We start from the raw sequence: 19,031 nt of genomic DNA on the forward strand, positions 1-19,031 counted from the left end.
TAAAAAAACCTTATAACTGCTAATAATCATCACTGGCACATATTAGTTACACTCGGTACCTTAATATGGCTCCAATACCACCAAAGGCCCGGAGTAGCTGCATCCCTTCCTCGGTCTCGGTGGATATGATCTCCACCTCAGAACCCACCTCTTCAGCCATATCCACAAACTCCTCAATTATATCCTTAGAAGAAGAGGCTTTCATGGTATCTCCACACTTGTCACAGGCTTTATCTTGAGCTTCAACCCCATCTTTAATGGTTGTAACTTCCTCAGCACCACACGAAGTGCACTGGTAAGTGTACCTCTTGGATTTAAGATCTTCAGAGAGCAATAAAACCTCCACTGCACCGTTAATCAGGTTCTGCCTGACTTCTCTCTCACCATAGGAGGCCAGGCCATTTTCATCCACCAGTTCGGTTAAAAATCTTTGGACCAGCTTTTTTTCCCTCATAATGTCTATTTCAGTTAAAACATCCATGGATTTATCTATGACTTCCCGGATACCAAATTCTCCAGTGTAGGAGGTGTCCACAGTGGTGATGAGCTTCTGTTTGATCTCATGGTGCAGGTAATCCCCATTAACGAAATCCTCTTTAGTATGCCCCGGTCCACCAATTATAATTCCCTTAAGCCCTTCAACATCTAAAAAGGCTTCATTCATATGTTCTCCTATTCTCTTCAGGAATTCGTGAGCTGCCAGTTCAATCAATCGGTCGAAACGCCTCTGCGACTGTCCACCTGCTTTGTGTTTACCTGGAACTCCGCTGGTGATGTTTTTCACTATGTCAATTCTTTTACCCTTCATCAGGGCTATGGTGGCTTCTTTCCGGTCTATAACAGCCAGTCCATAGATTTCCTTATCTTCCAGGATTTCCTGAAGGGGTTCCAGGTAGAACTGGGAGTCGCAGTGGTAGGTGTAGGTCTGAACAGGTTCCGGGGGTTCGAAAACATAGGTTTCCATCTTTTCTGTGCCCGGCCCTCCTTTGGGAATCATTCCCACAAACAGGACCAGACCCCTTTCAGGTGGCTTGGGGAAAAGCTTCATACGCTGCATTATAACTTCAATAGCAGACTGAACGTTCTTTTTTGTCTGTTTACTCTTGATATTAGCACTCTGACTGAGTTCTTCTCGCATGTGCTTTACCACATCGCTGATCTGCTTATTAGGGGGAATGTAAACAGACACCAACTCTGTTCCCCTTCCTTTTTTATCTGAAAGTTCTTTGAGCGTCTTTTTAACCTCGTAAAGTTCTGTAGATGATGGTTCTGACATTGAATATCTCTCCTGAAATGGGAATAATTCTATAAAAGAATGTTAATTTTCAGTGATTCTTAGATGGCCGATACCCATCCAATTTACCTCAAAATATACATCCTACAATTCTACCTTAAAATTTTGTATGGTGAAATATTTAGAGCTTTTCTATTAATAAGTAAAAGAAAAGTTTCATTTCCAAACTATGCAGTTACTAACTCTTTGTGCATAGAAGGAATGCCAATATCATTAGAAGTAAAGGTGTTAACCTTCTGAGTCTGATTCATATGATGAATCGCTACAGTAAGATTTAATTTGAGACTGATGGACCTACAATCAACATTTACTCTCATTCTTATTTGCTGAATATTTCTCAAGGAAAATTTTGTGGTTTTTAGAATTTTAGAAGCATTTAATATTTCCAGTGCAACAGGAAGGCTGTTTGAATCAAAATCAAGAATCACATTTTCATTTAATTCAACAGAAGTAGCATAAGAGAAATCTTTTTTAAGATGAATAAATAGTGCATCTACCTCTCCATCATAGTTATAATTTACTTCAAAAGAATTATGGGCTTTCATAGGGCCTGATCCTCCTGTCATTACTATGGGTATATACCGTAACTAATAAAATATTTTCGTTATCATCCGAACTTATAATTAATAAAATTCTGCTCCATGTTTTTCAGGATGTTCATAAATCAGTTTAAATGAGTTGAAATCAGATTTACCTATCAAAACAGGCTTATTATTTATCAAAGAGTCATAAACAATCTCACGATTTTAAAAAAGCAGATCTTAAATCAAAAGACTTCATACCATGTTTTGACTCTATAATCTTTGCCTCATCCACATTTAGATCTATCTCACATAAAATATCCCGAACTTGACCAAACTATCATAAATCCTTAACCATGACAAAAACACGCCTCAATGAGTAAAAATTAATGGGTGAAGCACGATTTAAGTATTCTTTATTCATACCTACTTAATTAGCTATTTTTTAGTGGAGGAAAAGATTAGAATTTCTATTAAGCTTTTGCAGATTGATAGTATTTGAAATCTTGAAGAAACAGGTATAATTGAAATTAGAGTATTAAGTTAATCTAATCATTATAAAAACTTTAAATATGCTTATCCTGAAGAAAGAGTATGCACACTTAACTTGATGAAAGTTTAGAGGATCTAGAACATTGCTTTAGAAATTTTTTGGCGAATGATTTCTGGAATTTTTAAAATACAGAAAATTTACCCTGATTATGACGTTGAAAGTTCAGTTGTGGGATTTTTTTCCCACAAATTACTGAATTAATGTTTTTTGGATGATAATAATAATCATTGTGCATTTAATCGCCACATCCAATCATTACCCTCTGGGAACTAAAAACTCCGCCACACCATAACCTTCTTTACCCTCCCAGTCATATTTGGACAGGGTTTCTATGAGAATCATCCGGTCATCAACTGGAATCATTCCATATCTAATTACTTCTCCTTCAATGGCATACTGGGAACCATTTTTGTCAGACAAGATCATGGAAAAGGTGGATGGAATCTGGTTATGGTATTTAACATCTATTTCTGATTTTACCAGGGGATGGTTCACTGAACTGGTATGGAAGTATCCCGCATCAATATCTCCTTCATCCACTGAGAGTTTGGTTATATTAAAGGCCTCCTTCTGGGAAAAGGCGGAGTTAATCCACATCCACATCCGAGGAGAGCCCCACATCCTCACCCCCAAGCTGTAATCCCTTTCACCCAGGGCTTCAATTTCCAAGGTTTTTTTGTTGATTTCAATTGTTCCCCCTGCTCTTCCAAACTGCTCGTAGTGTTCTGATGCCACCTGGGATGATAATTCAGCCTGCCTTTCATCAACACAGTCCTCATAATTCATCAGGGGGTTTAAAGCTTCCCAGGTTACATCCATTTTAACCTTAAATTCTTGAGGAGCTTCAGCAACCGGGTTGAAAATGGAACCATCATATCTAAGTCTCCATTTACCCTCTTTTAGCTCTTCATAATCCAGGCCGGCAATGCTCAATGGATTACTATCATAGGGGGCTTCTAACTTAATTCCAGCCACCATATCTGGAGACATTAAAAAGAAAAACATGGATTTTTCCTTTTTGTTGATTTTGTTTCCAATGCGCATGAAGGCAGTTAAATCATTATTTTTATCATGAAAATTAAAGTAATAGCTCTCATTCCATTCCGGGTGTTTTTTCAGATTTTCCAGATCAAAATTCATAATCCTGACTCCTCATCAGTTTCTGGGGGTTGATTATTTTTTTGAGCAATTTAAAATTTATTCAGGGTCTATAAACCACTCCCTCATTACCATCCACTATTAATTTTTCACCTGTCTTAAAAATTTCGGTGGCTCCTTTAACTGCAGTGACTGCAGGTATCCGGTACTCACGTGAAATAACGGCTCCATGGGATAGGATGCCACCAGTTTCTGTGATAAGGCCGCCCACCTTTGAGAACACTGCAGTCCAGGCAGGGTCAGTGTTACTGGTGATGAGAATTTCATTTTCTTCCAGTTGTGATAGTTCCTCAATGGATTCCACCACCCGGGCAGTGCCGGTGAAGGTTCCGGGGCTGGCTGCCGCACCGTAAACTGCATTTTGATGGTCCTCAGTGACTGTGTCATCAAATTCAATCCCGTTTTTAATAAATTTTGGGGGTAGGGATGATTTAAAGCGGTGAAATTCTTTTTTCCTTTCCAGAATCATATCCCCCACTTCTGAAGGGATGTTTTCATTTTCAAGGGAATTATTTTGATTTATATTTTCTGCTGAACCCCCTGGAAGATTTTTTGGATTGAAGAGGGTGAATAATTCTTTTTCGTATAAGAAGAACACGTCATCGACTTTTTGGAGAATATTCCTCTCCACCAGTCTCTTTCCCATCTCCCGGAGCATCAATCTCTGACGGAAAAGGAGATGGTCCAGGTAGAATCTCTGATTTTCCCGGAATGTCAGGTAGGTCTGAGCTAATTTCAGAACAATCCTGAATACTTTTTCCTTGAAAAATCCGGCTCTAAGTTTTTTTATTCTATTTGAAACTTCTTTTTCGGTTTTCAACCTGTTTTCTTGGCTTTCTAATTCTTTTTTTCTCAGGTCTAAATCTGAGGATGATAATAATTTAACCACTTCCAACACATAGGCCGGGTCTTCCCTCCAGCGGGGGTATAATATTTCACGGGTATTAGAACGGTGTCCATAGTCAGAAATAAACAAATCAAATTCTTCTCTAAATTGGGGATGGGAAGAGATTAATTCATAAATCTGGGATGCACTCAGGGAGCGGATGTCCTTTATTGAATTTACTTTTTGCAATAGTTCATGATCTTCCTTTAAAAGTTTGGCCAGGTCAGAAAATCGGATATTCATTTCCACAGTTTTATTATCATCTAATCCGGAAATTAAACCAGCATAAAGGGATCCATCATTATCATCCAGCCATTTCACCAGCCAGTTTTTAACCATGAGGTTGGTGGCAATGGAATGAGAAACCATACCGTATCTGATCAGCCGGTAATGCTTAATCCCCCTGGTTTCAATATCATCATAGAGTTCTAAAAGCTCCTCATCACTCAGTGCCTTTAAATTGGTTTTGTCGAATGATTCACATTTTTCCATGAAACCTTCTGCCCATTTTCGGTAGGCTTTATCTGTGCGGTGCATCATACCATCCGGGTCCCGGATAGCCACTAAAAACTGGGAGAGTAAGGTTTTGTGCAGTATGGAAGGGTAATGGGATATGCGCTCCTGATCTTCCAGGGGAAAGTAGTTCAATAACTCTTTGGACCGGGCGAATTTAGGGTAATATGAAAAGGCTTTTTCCAGGACCCAGCTGTTGAAGTAAACCCGTGATTTATGAAGTTTTAAGAGTGGGGTGTCAGTTATTTCTTTATAACCCATAATCCTGGCACCTTCGTGGTTCACATAATCAGTGAGCATTTTACCCATAACATCATAAAAGAGGGGTGTGGTGGCATCAGCCCAGTATTCATCCCCGTAAGCCCGTGTCCATAAAATATCATCGTCATCCTTACTGAAATCATCGGTGAGGGTGGTTACAGGGCGTGATTGGAGTATGAAAATTTTGCAGGGTTTTGGTTTTTTTATTCCCACTCCTGACGGATTATATTCACCTTCAAGGGCCCATTCAATGTCCTGGGGCACTCCAAAGAATTCTTCAAGCTTGATTGCAATATCCAGCAGTTCTTTGAGGATTTCGTTATTGAGAGTTGGGGTTTTCCTTTTTTCTTCATCAATATTAATTAAAGTATTTTCACCGTTGATTAGGAAGTATCCTTTCTTTTTGGTTTTGATGGTTTTTTCCTTCAATGTTCCGTCTCTTTCTAGGACATAAATGTCTGGTGTGACTATTCCCGAGGCAATGGCTTCACCAAGGCCCCAAGTGGATTCAATTACAATTTCATCAGTCCCGTTCACCGGGTTGGCAGTGAAGGTCACCCCACTGATCTGGGCATTGACCATTTTCTGAACCAGAACTGCTATCCCTGCAGCAGTCAGTTCGGTGTCCAGATGTCCGATGGAAGAATCGTGCCTGTATTTAACCGCACGATCAGTCCAGTAGGAAGCCCAGCAATCAACAACTTTATCCAGAATATCCTCTTTTTTTATATTCAGAAAACTGTCCAGTTGCCCGGCGAAACTGGCATCTTCCAGGTCCTCAGCCACTGCGGATGATCTTACTGCATAGTATCCTTCAGGAAGGGCTTTTATTTCTTCCTGGAGTTCTGAGTACAATTCATGAGGTAATTCTTCTTTCTTAATAAGGTCTCTTATGGAAGAACACCCTCTGGAGATGGAATTTTCGCTTTCAAAGTTAATAGAGTCCAGTATCTCTGATATCTTAGTTTCTAATTCATTTTTAATAAAAAGGTCGTAGGCATCTACCGAAACAACCAGTGCTGGAGGAATTTCAAAGCCGGATCTTAACATTTTTGCCAGGTTCAGGGCTTTCCCACCCCCTCTTTCCAGGGTAAGATCCTGATCTTTGAGATCTAACACGTATTTACTTTTAACTTCCATAGTATCATTATCCAGGGATAATCAAAAAAATGCAATTAAAGGAACAGATTCTATATTAATTAATCATGAATAATTTAGATATATACTTTAACTCTGGGATTGATAATCTGGGTTTAATCTTCAATTTTAACATTTCATTATATTCAGAAAATATGCTGATTTTAAAGTTTATTGAAGAAGAATAACTTCTATGCTCATCCAGAGTATTATCTTATAAGTTATTTCAAAATTAATGGGGAGGACTGTTTATATATTATTCAAATTTGTTCATCATCTTTTTTTTTTAACCAGAAGGAGACATATTAAGCAAAAAAATATTTTTTACTAGCCTCTTCAACCCTCTAATAACTTTACAGTCCCTTTATTTCTCTTTAAATCAGCAGTTAATGAATAGGGAATAATCGTCCTATAATGAAACTAAATAGTCTTGAATCTCGTACATGGCTTTTTCTGATATTTGGAAATCCCATATTTCTCTTTGAACCTCGTGATTTTTTGTCGGATCCCATAAACCTTTAGGTATTGTTCGTCTGTTGAGGGTAAGGTAATCCCAGTAGTATTCTAAAACAGGATAGTCATAGCGGAAACTAAAGTGGAAAGTTTCTTTTTTAGAAAAAAGGGATTTTTTGGTATAGAAACTGTGATCATATATCTTATCCCGGTCATATTCTGTGAAAAAACCAGTTTGCGCAGTTCCCCACACATCATGAGAATGCATACTTCCTCCAGATTTTTTGGAGTAGACTCGCAGGGTTTCATCTTTAAATACCAAATCTACATGTGGCAACATGATCAGCTTATTTACACCTTTAAAGTTCTCAAGACAGAGGGGGCAGAATTCTTGACCTCCAATACTTCGGTAGCGGCAGTTGAAACAGAAATTCAGGGCACTGGCTTCAAATATTTTCTCGGGAGGTTTAACCACTCTTCTATCAAGGACTTCTAATAGGATGAAAATTCCAACCATCAGCAAACCTACGATTACAGCGTAGGTCCATGAAAAAACAAAAACTTTATGGGATATTAGAAGGCCTGCTACCACGGGGATGATTATTATTAAAAAAGCCACTTTGTTTTCAAGATTTTCCATTTTTCTTGAGGAATCATCATATCCCTTTTTCTCCAAATCTTCCAGATAATCATCATATTCCCCGTAAAAATAAAAGTTTCTGTCTTCACATAGTTCCGTGTCGATTAATGCAAATCTAATCCCACAATTTGTGCATTCTACCGCATATTTATCATTCAGGGCACCACATTTCGGACATTGGAAATCGGCCATATACAACCCCCCATACTAATATGGGGCGCTCTAATTAAATAAAAATTTTGGAATCTTATGGTAACAGTTTAGGTTTAATGAGTTAAAGTGCTTAAATTGGTTGATAAGGGGTATAAGTTGAGATTGGAAATTGAGAAGTTCAATCATAATATAGTCTGATTTTGCCCTTTGTACCGGTCTTCCCAGCCTCTCCATGTCCTTATTTCAATCCTAAAATAGTCTGATTTTGGCGATATTGAAAAAGCAGAAGGGGTTGATCTCGATGTCATATTTCAATCCTAAAATAGTCTGATTTTGGCTCAATCCCATTCCCAGTGTGTTTTAAACTGTATGTTCATTTCAATCCTAAAATAGTCTGATTTTGGCGATATTGAAAAAGCAGAAGGGGTTGATCTCGATGTCATATTTCAATCCTAAAATAGTCTGATTTTGGCCATAACATAATCACCTTATTATGTATCGTACCCAATATTTCAATCCTAAAATAGTCTGATTTTGGCTTTGAATTAGAAGGGAAAAGATTTGTTGTTTTCACATTTCAATCCTAAAATAGTCTGATTTTGGCGTTATTGAAGAGCATTGTCAGTTGGCCTGTAACATCCAATTTCAATCCTAAAATAGTCTGATTTTGGCATTCACACCCATAATGATCAACTCATATGCTAGTTAATTTCAATCCTAAAATAGTCTGATTTTGGCGGCTTTGCTTTGCAGAGTGAACCCATAGACTTCCAGAATTTCAATCCTAAAATAGTCTGATTTTGGCTAAAATATCATCTATTCTTTTCTTTTTACCCTCTAAATTTCAATCCTAAAATAGTCTGATTTTGGCCTCCTTTGCAGATATCATGCACTACTACATACGCAAATTTCAATCCTAAAATAGTCTGATTTTGGCTGATCCATTCGTTTAGACACATCACCCTCAAAATCATTTCAATCCTAAAATAGTCTGATTTTGGCGCCCTCCTAAACGTCCTAATAAAAAGATGAAAGTAGATTTCAATCCTAAAATAGTCTGATTTTGGCGGTATCCTTGATAACTTTCCTCTCCTGTGATGGTGAATTTCAATCCTAAAATAGTCTGATTTTGGCAACTCCTTCTCATACCGCCGCCTCAACTGAATATTCATTTCAATCCTAAAATAGTCTGATTTTGGCCTGCCCATTGCCAATCACCAGTCCCAGTAACTGCAACATTTCAATCCTAAAATAGTCTGATTTTGGCCACTGCTGGCACTGGCTGATTCCATTGCAATAACATATTTCAATCCTAAAATAGTCTGATTTTGGCTCTAATGCCCATATAGCTTTTCCACTGCTGGCACATTTCAATCCTAAAATAGTCTGATTTTGGCCTTCGAATTCTATGTGGCGTTTGCCGTTGATGATGAATTTCAATCCTAAAATAGTCTGATTTTGGCATCAGCAAACCATTACCACAATAATCTACTATCCCAATTTCAATCCTAAAATAGTCTGATTTTGGCGAAGGTGTGAAGGTCAATGCAACCACCGTATCATCATTTCAATCCTAAAATAGTCTGATTTTGGCTAATTCTTCCAACCACCACGCTGCACATAAGCCGTAATTTCAATCCTAAAATAGTCTGATTTTGGCCCCCTACAACACAATGGGGGGATATAAAAGGGAAAAATTTCAATCCTAAAATAGTCTGATTTTGGCAAATAGGATAACAAGGAATATTATATTCAAAAATTAATTTCAATCCTAAAATAGTCTGATTTTGGCTTATCCCAATCCCTCCCCACAAAAAAATAAACAAAATTTCAATCCTAAAATAGTCTGATTTTGGCTGCTTTGGTTGGGGGTATGAATTTTACGGGAAGTAATATTTCAATCCTAAAATAGTCTGATTTTGGCCTTTTGCTTTAAACCCTTTCACACCGAAGATTTCCACATTTCAATCCTAAAATAGTCTGATTTTGGCTATAGAAATCTAAATAGATTTCTACTCAGCCATTTCGATTTCAATCCTAAAATAGTCTGATTTTGGCTCCATGCCATGTTAAATCACCTCTTTTAGTAATATTATTTCAATCCTAAAATAGTCTGATTTTGGCTTGACACAGGGACATCAACAGCGTCTAATTACACATTTCAATCCTAAAATAGTCTGATTTTGGCGACGAGTATTGCAACTACGAGTTTCACAGCAACCGGATTTCAATCCTAAAATAGTCTGATTTTGGCGGGAAACAAACGCAGCATGGGTTTAAAAAAAAGTTATTTCAATCCTAAAATAGTCTGATTTTGGCGTTTAAAAGTCGTAACACCCGGTAACAACACAGGGGAATTTCAATCCTAAAATAGTCTGATTTTGGCCCACTAAAATTTTTTTTAATTTTTTTATAAAATGATATTTCAATCCTAAAATAGTCTGATTTTGGCGAATTTAGTTTGGAAGACCCTTTGCCTCATGAGGTATTTCAATCCTAAAATAGTCTGATTTTGGCGTAACCTATATCCCTGAAGGGATAGTAGAGGAATGTCATTTCAATCCTAAAATAGTCTGATTTTGGCAGTATTCATAATTAACTTCGCAATTTTCCAATCATTATTTCAATCCTAAAATAGTCTGATTTTGGCCACTTAACACCAACAACCGACCAGATGCGGGATAATGTATTTCAATCCTAAAATAGTCTGATTTTGGCCTTCTATCTGAGTTTCGTAATGAGAGACCTGTTGATATTTCAATCCTAAAATAGTCTGATTTTGGCCCCCTCACTTAACAATGACAGTAAAAGATTCTACAATTTCAATCCTAAAATAGTCTGATTTTGGCGTATTTTAGATGAATATGAAAAGGAGGAATGTTAAAATTTCAATCCTAAAATAGTCTGATTTTGGCTAATCTGTTTCAAGAGAATAATATCTTCAGGAGTGGATTTCAATCCTAAAATAGTCTGATTTTGGCTTGAAACCGTAACCCAAAAGCATGAATCCATGTATATTTCAATCCTAAAATAGTCTGATTTTGGCGTCAGTCGAGTATGTTGAGCCACCGTATGCCCAGTCGATTTCAATCCTAAAATAGTCTGATTTTGGCTTGTTCCACCCAGCGTCCAGGAAAGGGGGTACGCTGATTTCAATCCTAAAATAGTCTGATTTTGGCCCAACCATATAATTATATTTTTAATGTAATGGGTTAAATTTCAATCCTAAAATAGTCTGATTTTGGCCAGGATTACCAGTTAATATGCGCCCATCCTCAAATAAATTTCAATCCTAAAATAGTCTGATTTTGGCGCATACTGTATCCCGCATGAACCCCAACATTCACTGATTTCAATCCTAAAATAGTCTGATTTTGGCGTGGGGGCTTGTGCCATACACCACATAGATAGCATGATTTCAATCCTAAAATAGTCTGATTTTGGCATGAGTGAAATAGTTATTGATCTTTCAAATGAAGGAATTTCAATCCTAAAATAGTCTGATTTTGGCTTAGTTAGAGTTGTGGTTTTCAAGATATTAGATTCATTTCAATCCTAAAATAGTCTGATTTTGGCTGGGGATGTCGAACTTGTTCATCTTGTTTCTTTTAAATTTCAATCCTAAAATAGTCTGATTTTGGCGATTATATATCAAATATAAAATTTTAGATATAATAATTTCAATCCTAAAATAGTCTGATTTTGGCTTGTTATGTAATCACAGTCAGTACACCGGTACATATCATTTCAATCCTAAAATAGTCTGATTTTGGCTTTTAGTAAATCCATAATTATTAGTAGTTGTATATAAATTTCAATCCTAAAATAGTCTGATTTTGGCAGATGCGTGGTCCCCACAGTACTCACACTCAAACCGATTTCAATCCTAAAATAGTCTGATTTTGGCTAAAAAATCCATCTTTATGGTTAAGATGTGGTGTTTAATTTCAATCCTAAAATAGTCTGATTTTGGCTAATTATTGATTAGATGTAACATTAAATTATTGTACATTTCAATCCTAAAATAGTCTGATTTTGGCCCGTTTTCGTATTTGTTGTAGATTTTTAGGATTTTATATTTCAATCCTAAAATAGTCTGATTTTGGCTCCTAGCATAATATCACCATCTTATCCTATGTTTTTATTTCAATCCTAAAATAGTCTGATTTTGGCTCTAAAATTTTATATTTGATATATAATCCTAGTATATATTTCAATCCTAAAATAGTCTGATTTTGGCGAGCTGGTTTAGTTCCATAATCTAGAATTCCAGATGTATTTCAATCCTAAAATAGTCTGATTTTGGCGGAGTTTCCCATTCATCACCCATAACTATCAACTCCTATTTCAATCCTAAAATAGTCTGATTTTGGCGGTTTGTGTTTTGTCTGAACCACCATAATATCCATATTTCAATCCTAAAATAGTCTGATTTTGGCATAATCCCGATGGAGCTGGCTTTATGTTCCGTGTAAAATTTCAATCCTAAAATAGTCTGATTTTGGCTTAATTCACCTATTTTAACATTCAATACATCTACATTATTTCAATCCTAAAATAGTCTGATTTTGGCAAACTACACCCAAAAAAACAACATAAAACTAAAAACAATTTCAATCCTAAAATAGTCTGATTTTGGCAAATATGGTTAAAAAATCCATCTTTACTAGTGTGATGATTTCAATCCTAAAATAGTCTGATTTTGGCTTGTAAATAAATCCTTGGCGAATAGCCCAATCTTCTATTTCAATCCTAAAATAGTCTGATTTTGGCTTTTTAATTTTAATATATTATCCGTGCTTAAAAGAATTTCAATCCTAAAATAGTCTGATTTTGGCGGTGTTCTTTATAGCAATTCTGGCCGTTGGGTCCCATTTCAATCCTAAAATAGTCTGATTTTGGCTTAAATGCAGTAGTTACTATTTATGCGTGGAGTAAATTTCAATCCTAAAATAGTCTGATTTTGGCAAGCCGTTGGACGCCCATGTCTGTGTTCTAATAAAATTTCAATCCTAAAATAGTCTGATTTTGGCGGCTTGGATGATATTACAGCACTGACTAACCATTTGATTTCAATCCTAAAATAGTCTGATTTTGGCACAGCACCGTCCTCTATACTGAATATAGACACGAAATTTCAATCCTAAAATAGTCTGATTTTGGCGATAAACAGTTTGCTGTGTTGCGGGGAGATTAGCACATTTCAATCCTAAAATAGTCTGATTTTGGCTTAGACTCAAAGAAAGTATATCACTTCCTCTTTGACGGATTTCAATCCTAAAATAGTCTGATTTTGGCTCCTGTTTAGTGTTCCAATTACCACAAAACCGGTTTGATTTCAATCCTAAAATAGTCTGATTTTGGCTATAAACCAGTTATTCGCCCAGTACATCCGTTTCAGATTTCAATCCTAAAATAGTCTGATTTTGGCGCCACCAGGACCAGCACCAGCACCAAGACATGAACCAATTTCAATCCTAAAATAGTCTGATTTTGGCCGAGTTCATTTATAAGCAATTATTATTATTAACATTTATTTCAATCCTAAAATAGTCTGATTTTGGCCTTAAAGTAATAAAAATGTATGGAGTTGATTAGTATATTTCAATCCTAAAATAGTCTGATTTTGGCGGAGTGTTTTGTCGGGGCTGGAGCTATTCACAGTGATTTCAATCCTAAAATAGTCTGATTTTGGCTTACCATCCCTTGACTAACATAAGTTCCATCGCATATTTCAATCCTAAAATAGTCTGATTTTGGCACCCATATCACTTATGGGTCCCTCTTCTTCCCATTCAATTTCAATCCTAAAATAGTCTGATTTTGGCCCTAAAAAATGAACATACTATAGAATTTAGACTACCACATTTCAATCCTAAAATAGTCTGATTTTGGCTAAAAGGGTGAGGGTTATATTAGAACCCCCACACATTATTTCAATCCTAAAATAGTCTGATTTTGGCTGGCACGGATAGCACCAGCTGCTGTTACGGTGAACTCCATTTCAATCCTAAAATAGTCTGATTTTGGCGTGTTTCAGCACTCTGGGTTGTTCCACCCAAAGTCCATTTCAATCCTAAAATAGTCTGATTTTGGCTTTTTCATTATGAAAGCCCTGCCAGAGTTTTGAATTATTTCAATCCTAAAATAGTCTGATTTTGGCGGCAAGGTGAGTAATACTATCAATCGTATTCATATATTTCAATCCTAAAATAGTCTGATTTTGGCACCCTACAAATCAGACACGCTCAAACTATTTACGGAATTTCAATCCTAAAATAGTCTGATTTTGGCCGCATCTGGGTCTGCGTCTGGGTCGCCTGTGATGATTTCAATCCTAAAATAGTCTGATTTTGGCTAATAACTTAAATGGAGAATATGTTGATATTAGAAGATTTCAATCCTAAAATAGTCTGATTTTGGCTAACTGGTATATGGTTGGAACTTCAAAATTCTTAACATTTCAATCCTAAAATAGTCTGATTTTGGCGATGCGTGATAATGTTGGTGTGTTTGTGGATGAGGTTATTTCAATCCTAAAATAGTCTGATTTTGGCCACCCCCAAATCTACTCCTGTTTTAAGTGCTGCTGCATTTCAATCCTAAAATAGTCTGATTTTGGCTCTGGTGCTGTTGCTGTTGCTGTTGCTATGCTGTTCATTTCAATCCTAAAATAGTCTGATTTTGGCCTTCGGAACATCTTCAGAACATCTTCAGAACATCTTCATTTCAATCCTAAAATAGTCTGATTTTGGCCTACACCAATAAGCTACACCAATAAGCTACACCAACATTTCAATCCTAAAATAGTCTGATTTTGGCTTTAAACCAGCTTATTATTTCTTCGATATCACTATATTTCAATCCTAAAATAGTCTGATTTTGGCTTGTTGCAGACTCCTTCATTTGATGAAGTAACGGCATTTCAATCCTAAAATAGTCTGATTTTGGCGCATCTAAAACAAAGACTAGAGCATTATACACTGCTATTTCAATCCTAAAATAGTCTGATTTTGGCTTCCTCGAGCATAGTGGTATGTTACTTGAGAAATAATTTCAATCCTAAAATAGTCTGATTTTGGCTTCCCACAACTGAGGAAACTTTTGTAGAGAGTAAGAATTTCAATCCTAAAATAGTCTGATTTTGGCTTTATCGTGTCAATTGTGGGGCGTGTCATTGTCATGATTTCAATCCTAAAATAGTCTGATTTTGGCAAGGACCAGGCCCAAATCGCAGATAAAAGCAACTTTATTTCAATCCTAAAATAGTCTGATTTTGGCTGGCCGGAAATATGCCCTATTCCTCTAAATGCATACTATCCTTTGGCCTCTGAACTACTTAAAAATGTCGATTGTAAATTCACTAATTCTTTTATAAGGATCAACGACTCACAGAATACAAATTTTTAAAGAAAAAAATATATTCTAAATAGTCAAATTACTTATTTACATTTCGGATGAGGGATATATTTTTAAAAAATATAAGAAATCTATTTTAAACAAATTTAACTAAAAAATAACAATAAGTTAGTTTAATCGGGCTTGTTAAGTTCTAATGATAAACGATCGTTTATAATACCTTAAAAAACCAAAATGAAATGTTTTAAATATTTGAAAATTAATTTAAAGCCATTAAATTATATTATGCCGTCTATGGGTGATTTTTCAACTCCTAAAACTTTTCTATTGAAAGCATCCTCAGTTCTAAACTGATATATTATCACAGAATCAGTATCTTTTTCTATAATTTCCAGCAAGCCTGTCTTTATTTCTTCAAGCTCACTTTTAGTTACCTCTCCCTCAAAAACTGAATTTTGAATCCAGTAAAGGTGTTTCCTGAGAAATCCTTTGACTTTATTCACTCGATCAACATTTATATCATAGACAATAATCACATACATCTGATCATCTTCTCAAAATCTGTCCTTACCACCACATCACAAATGGTTTGTATTCCTTGGAACCTAAAAGATGTTTTATGAGTTTATAAGCCTCAAGCCGTATCAGTCTTTTGTATGAAACCTTCCGGTTAAGTTCTCGATGCTTAATGGTATTTTTAAGTCTTTCATCATATTGCTTTATGAAAGTTTTCCTTCCCTTATCATTTAAAAGACAGTAATCAAGGTCTTTTTCAAAGTCAGCCTCATTTAGCATCTTCTTATTCACGAGATAGAAAATTAGCCTATCCACCAGGATTGGTTTGAAAATCTCGCTTAAATCAAGTGCCAGGGAAAATCTGCGTTCAGAGGGCTCATGAAGATAACTAATGGTGGGGTTGAGTTGAGTATTGTAAATCTCGGATAATACTGTAGAATAGAGCATGGAGTTTCCAAAGCTTATAAGTGCATTTATCATATTTTTTGGAGGTCTTTTTTCTCTTTTATCGAAATTAAAACTTTCAGGGAGAATTTCATTCATTTTCTTATAATAATCAGCACGTATTCTGCCTTCTACATTCATTACTTCCGTTGTCCTTCTGCAGCCATCTAAATCATCTAATATTGTGTTTATCTGGTTTTCAAGGTTGTAATATTTCAAAACCTTTTCCATGTTCTTTGCAGCGCCTTCCACGAACTTTTTAGCTATAAAAATTCTCCTCTCATCGTGCAAGTAATGTTCAGCTTGTTTTATAATCAGATCCCCGGATAACAGCTTTTCTCTTGGATAGAAACTCCCATCATAATAGCCGTAATAATTGAAGAAATGAACTGGTATTCCCTCTTTGGCTAGAAGATGCATTGCCTGGGATGAGAAAGTTAATGAACCATAGGCATAAATTGAATAAATTTTGTTAATTGGAATGGGCTTCTTGCCATCTTTATTCACAAAGTAAACTGTGTTCTCCCTTCTTTTAAGCAACCCATCTGACAGCAAATAATAGTTCTTCTTCATAGCCCACCAATCCTATAAAATGATCCTTCATGAGTATTTTTTACAACCTATTCTTTCACACCCAACAAAACTCAAAATATGCACATCTCCGGCAAATCTTCATCTTTTCAGGCTTTGGAGGGTCATTATTAATGATATTGACTATTTCTTTGATTATGTTTTTTAGTTCCTTCTCCTTAGATTCATCTAAATCTATACATGTTTTCTTTCTTATTTTAGGATAGTTGATTATACCTTTAATGTTTCTAATGCCCTTTTCATGTTTTAGGTAGTACATATAATAGAGAAGCTGGTATTCATGAGCTTTTTGCATTTTACTGCTCTTTTTAACCTCATGAAGCTCGAGATGTTCCCTTTTTTTAATAAAATCAACAGCTATTAAATTATCGATTGTGTACTCTTTTTCATTATTGTAGCTTTTCTGGTGGAGCAATTTTCCAAGGGATACAAGATCTGATTCATGTTCCATCTGGATGTGGTGAGAAAAAAGCCATAGTTTCATCTTGCAGATGAAATAATAATTTATTTGAGTTCCAATTATCCTGAGTTCTTTTTCGGAGTCTGAAAGCATTTTAATCTCTTTTAATGAATTCTTATAATATTATCAACTTTATCAAAGTCAGAATCAAACGAAACCATTCTTTCTATTTGCAGATCTCTCATTATTTCTATAGAAACCGAATCTGCAAAGGATAATGTTCCATCGTACTTGAGAAAAGTATTCATAGAATTGAAACTTAGCTCTTTATCTACATAACGAACTTCATGATTATCTAAAATATAATTAAAAAGTTTTAGCCCTGTTTTACCACCGAAAAGACTTCCAACTAGTGTTACAGATTCTGATAAAATCAGCTCTGAAGTGATTTTTTCTTCATTTCTAATTATTGGAAGAATTTCACCAGCTTTTTCGTGCCACTGATCCTTTTTATTGATGGCCGCGATAAAAAAAGAGGAATCAATGAATATCAAAGCTTTTCTCCTTTTTGTACTTTCTTTTTAAGCTCCACAGCATCGGTTTCTGGCCCATCCTCAATCCCAAAAATGTCGTCTATGGTTACTTTCTTTCGAAATCTGACCTCTGCCCCTTCTTTGGTGGGTTTCCATTCTAAAATGTCTCCAGGGCCAACATCAAACTTTTTTCGTATATCGGATGGAACTACAGTTTGAAAGCCCTTTGAAATTTTAGTTTCTGAAGTCATGTTCATCACTATTTGAAATCTTGTTTTTCAAAGTATTTATAATTTTCAAAGGCAACCTATTTTTGTATGAAAAAGGATTGATCAAGAAAGTCTTCGCTCAAAATATCTTAGATTTTCTCGCCAGTGGGAGATAAGTTTTTTTTTTTTTAAAATTCAATTCCTAGATAACGGATTTATAAAAAATTTTCCCATTGTGGGAGTTGTAAAGTTATTAGGGGTTGAACGATATTTGCAAACAATCTTACCATAATTTATCTTTTTTTGGTTAAATAACCATATTAACGAATTTCAAATTTTGATGAACACTCCAACATCCATTAACTATACAGTCCCGTTAAATTAATGCTAAAAAGAACATGATGCTTCTGAATACACTCAATTTTTGGAGGTGGATAAGTGGATAAAAATTTATAACATGAGTGATTTAACTAAATTTGGGGTTTTAATATAGCAAATTTGTTTTGGAAAACTAAAGAATACACAAAAAGTCTCCTGTCAAAATCTTTTAAATCAGAAGAAGAATTTGAAAGAATAGTTTTCAATACTCAGGAAATTTTAGAAGATATATTCTTAATAAAAAGGCAAATAAGGGGTGGGAATAAATCTGGCATACCGGATATAGTAGGTGTGGATTACGATGGGAATATCTGTATTGTTGAAATGAAAAATGCAGATGTAAACTCTTCTATTATTCCTCAAGTTCTTGAATATGCTATCTGGGCAGAAACAAATCCAGATGGGATAAAAAATTTATGGTTAGAATGTGAAGAAAAGCCTGATAATTTGACAATTACTTGGGATGATTTTGAAGTCAGAATTATAATAATTGCCCCAAATATCTTAAGATCTACTTTAGAATTTGTGGATAAGATTAATTATCCTGTTGATTTGATTGAAGTACAAAGGTGGGTTGATGAAGAAAATCAATTTTTATTAGTAAATAAATTATAAAAAGAGGTAAAAGGGAAAATCAAGCCAGTAATGGGATTAGAATCGTATGATCTAGACTTTTATAAGAAAGAGTATAATAAAAATAGTGCTGAAGAATTCATTAGGTATGTTGAAGAAGTAGAATCAATTATTAAGGAAAATAACTGGTCTTTAGAAACTAAATACAATAAAAATTATGTTTCTTTCAAAGCTGGTTTTTTCAATGCTTTCGGAATCAAATGGATAGGAACTAAAACATTTGCATTTTTCTTTAAGTTAGATGAAGAAGAAGTTGAAAATTTGGAAGTGCAAATAGATATGACAAAATATGATTCGCAGTGGAAAGAAGCTATATATTACATTGATTCATCAAAGACAGCATCAAAAGATTTGTTACCTTTATTTGAGCTAGCATATAAAAAACTTACAGGCTAATAA

At 35.3% G+C, this 19,031-nt stretch carries 12 protein-coding genes and 1 CRISPR repeat array; of the genes, 2 read left to right on the forward strand and 10 right to left on the reverse strand.

Features of this window, described 5'->3' with window-relative positions:
- Window positions 1-46 precede the first annotated feature (46 nt).
- The 10 genes from prf1 to HVN35_01425 all read right to left on the reverse strand — a co-directional run bounded on the left by prf1 (window position 47) and on the right by HVN35_01425 (window position 17,663).
- Window positions 47-1,276 (reverse strand): peptide chain release factor 1, encoded by a 1,230-nt coding sequence (prf1, locus tag HVN35_01380; GenBank protein NYB51204.1) that lies wholly within the window; start codon window positions 1,274-1,276, stop codon window positions 47-49.
- A gap of 185 nt (window positions 1,277-1,461) precedes the next feature.
- Entirely contained in the window at window positions 1,462-1,839 is a 378-nt protein-coding gene (locus HVN35_01385) for a DUF2283 domain-containing protein (GenBank protein ID NYB51205.1), read from the reverse strand.
- 784 nt (window positions 1,840-2,623) lie between these two features.
- Window positions 2,624-3,508: a hypothetical protein gene (locus HVN35_01390; protein NYB51206.1), complete on the reverse strand. Its 885-nt coding sequence runs from the start codon at window positions 3,506-3,508 to the stop codon at window positions 2,624-2,626.
- Between the two features lie 61 nt (window positions 3,509-3,569).
- Window positions 3,570-6,326: a phosphoenolpyruvate protein kinase gene (locus HVN35_01395; GenBank protein NYB51207.1), complete on the reverse strand. Its 2,757-nt coding sequence runs from the start codon at window positions 6,324-6,326 to the stop codon at window positions 3,570-3,572.
- 406 nt (window positions 6,327-6,732) lie between these two features.
- The gene (locus HVN35_01400; protein NYB51208.1) at window positions 6,733-7,608 is read right to left on the reverse strand and encodes a hypothetical protein; all 876 of its coding nucleotides are present in this window, start codon (window positions 7,606-7,608) and stop codon (window positions 6,733-6,735) included.
- Between the two features lie 136 nt (window positions 7,609-7,744).
- Window positions 7,745-14,850: a CRISPR direct-repeat array (repeat unit 30 nt; unit sequence ATTTCAATCCTAAAATAGTCTGATTTTGGC).
- 356 nt (window positions 14,851-15,206) lie between these two features.
- On the reverse strand, window positions 15,207-15,470 hold the full coding sequence (cas2, locus tag HVN35_01405) for a CRISPR-associated endonuclease Cas2 (GenBank protein ID NYB51209.1): 264 nt from the start codon (window positions 15,468-15,470) through the stop codon (window positions 15,207-15,209).
- Window positions 15,471-15,495: 25 nt separating this feature from the next.
- The gene (cas1b, locus tag HVN35_01410; GenBank protein ID NYB51210.1) at window positions 15,496-16,461 is read right to left on the reverse strand and encodes a type I-B CRISPR-associated endonuclease Cas1; all 966 of its coding nucleotides are present in this window, start codon (window positions 16,459-16,461) and stop codon (window positions 15,496-15,498) included.
- Window positions 16,462-16,516: 55 nt separating this feature from the next.
- Complete coding sequence (gene cas4, locus HVN35_01415; GenBank protein ID NYB51211.1) at window positions 16,517-17,032, reverse strand: CRISPR-associated protein Cas4; 516 nt, start codon at window positions 17,030-17,032, stop codon at window positions 16,517-16,519.
- Window positions 17,033-17,043: 11 nt separating this feature from the next.
- Window positions 17,044-17,433 carry a PIN domain-containing protein gene (locus HVN35_01420; protein NYB51212.1) on the reverse strand — a complete coding sequence of 130 codons (390 nt, stop codon included), beginning with the start codon at window positions 17,431-17,433 and terminating at the stop codon, window positions 17,044-17,046.
- On the reverse strand, window positions 17,430-17,663 hold the full coding sequence (locus tag HVN35_01425; protein NYB51213.1) for an AbrB/MazE/SpoVT family DNA-binding domain-containing protein: 234 nt from the start codon (window positions 17,661-17,663) through the stop codon (window positions 17,430-17,432). The genes HVN35_01420 and HVN35_01425 overlap by 4 nt, the downstream gene beginning before the upstream one ends.
- Window positions 17,664-18,119: 456 nt before the next feature.
- On the opposite strand from HVN35_01425, the gene HVN35_01430 reads away from it, so the two are divergent.
- The gene (locus tag HVN35_01430; GenBank protein NYB51214.1) at window positions 18,120-18,614 is read left to right on the forward strand and encodes a hypothetical protein; all 495 of its coding nucleotides are present in this window, start codon (window positions 18,120-18,122) and stop codon (window positions 18,612-18,614) included.
- Between the two features lie 30 nt (window positions 18,615-18,644).
- Window positions 18,645-19,028, forward strand: coding sequence for a hypothetical protein (locus HVN35_01435; GenBank protein NYB51215.1), 384 nt, complete (start codon window positions 18,645-18,647; stop codon window positions 19,026-19,028).
- Window positions 19,029-19,031: the final 3 nt, after the last annotated feature.

The sequence above is a fragment of the Methanobacteriaceae archaeon genome (assembly GCA_013403005.1).
In the GTDB taxonomy this organism is placed as follows: domain Archaea; phylum Methanobacteriota; class Methanobacteria; order Methanobacteriales; family Methanobacteriaceae; genus Methanobacterium.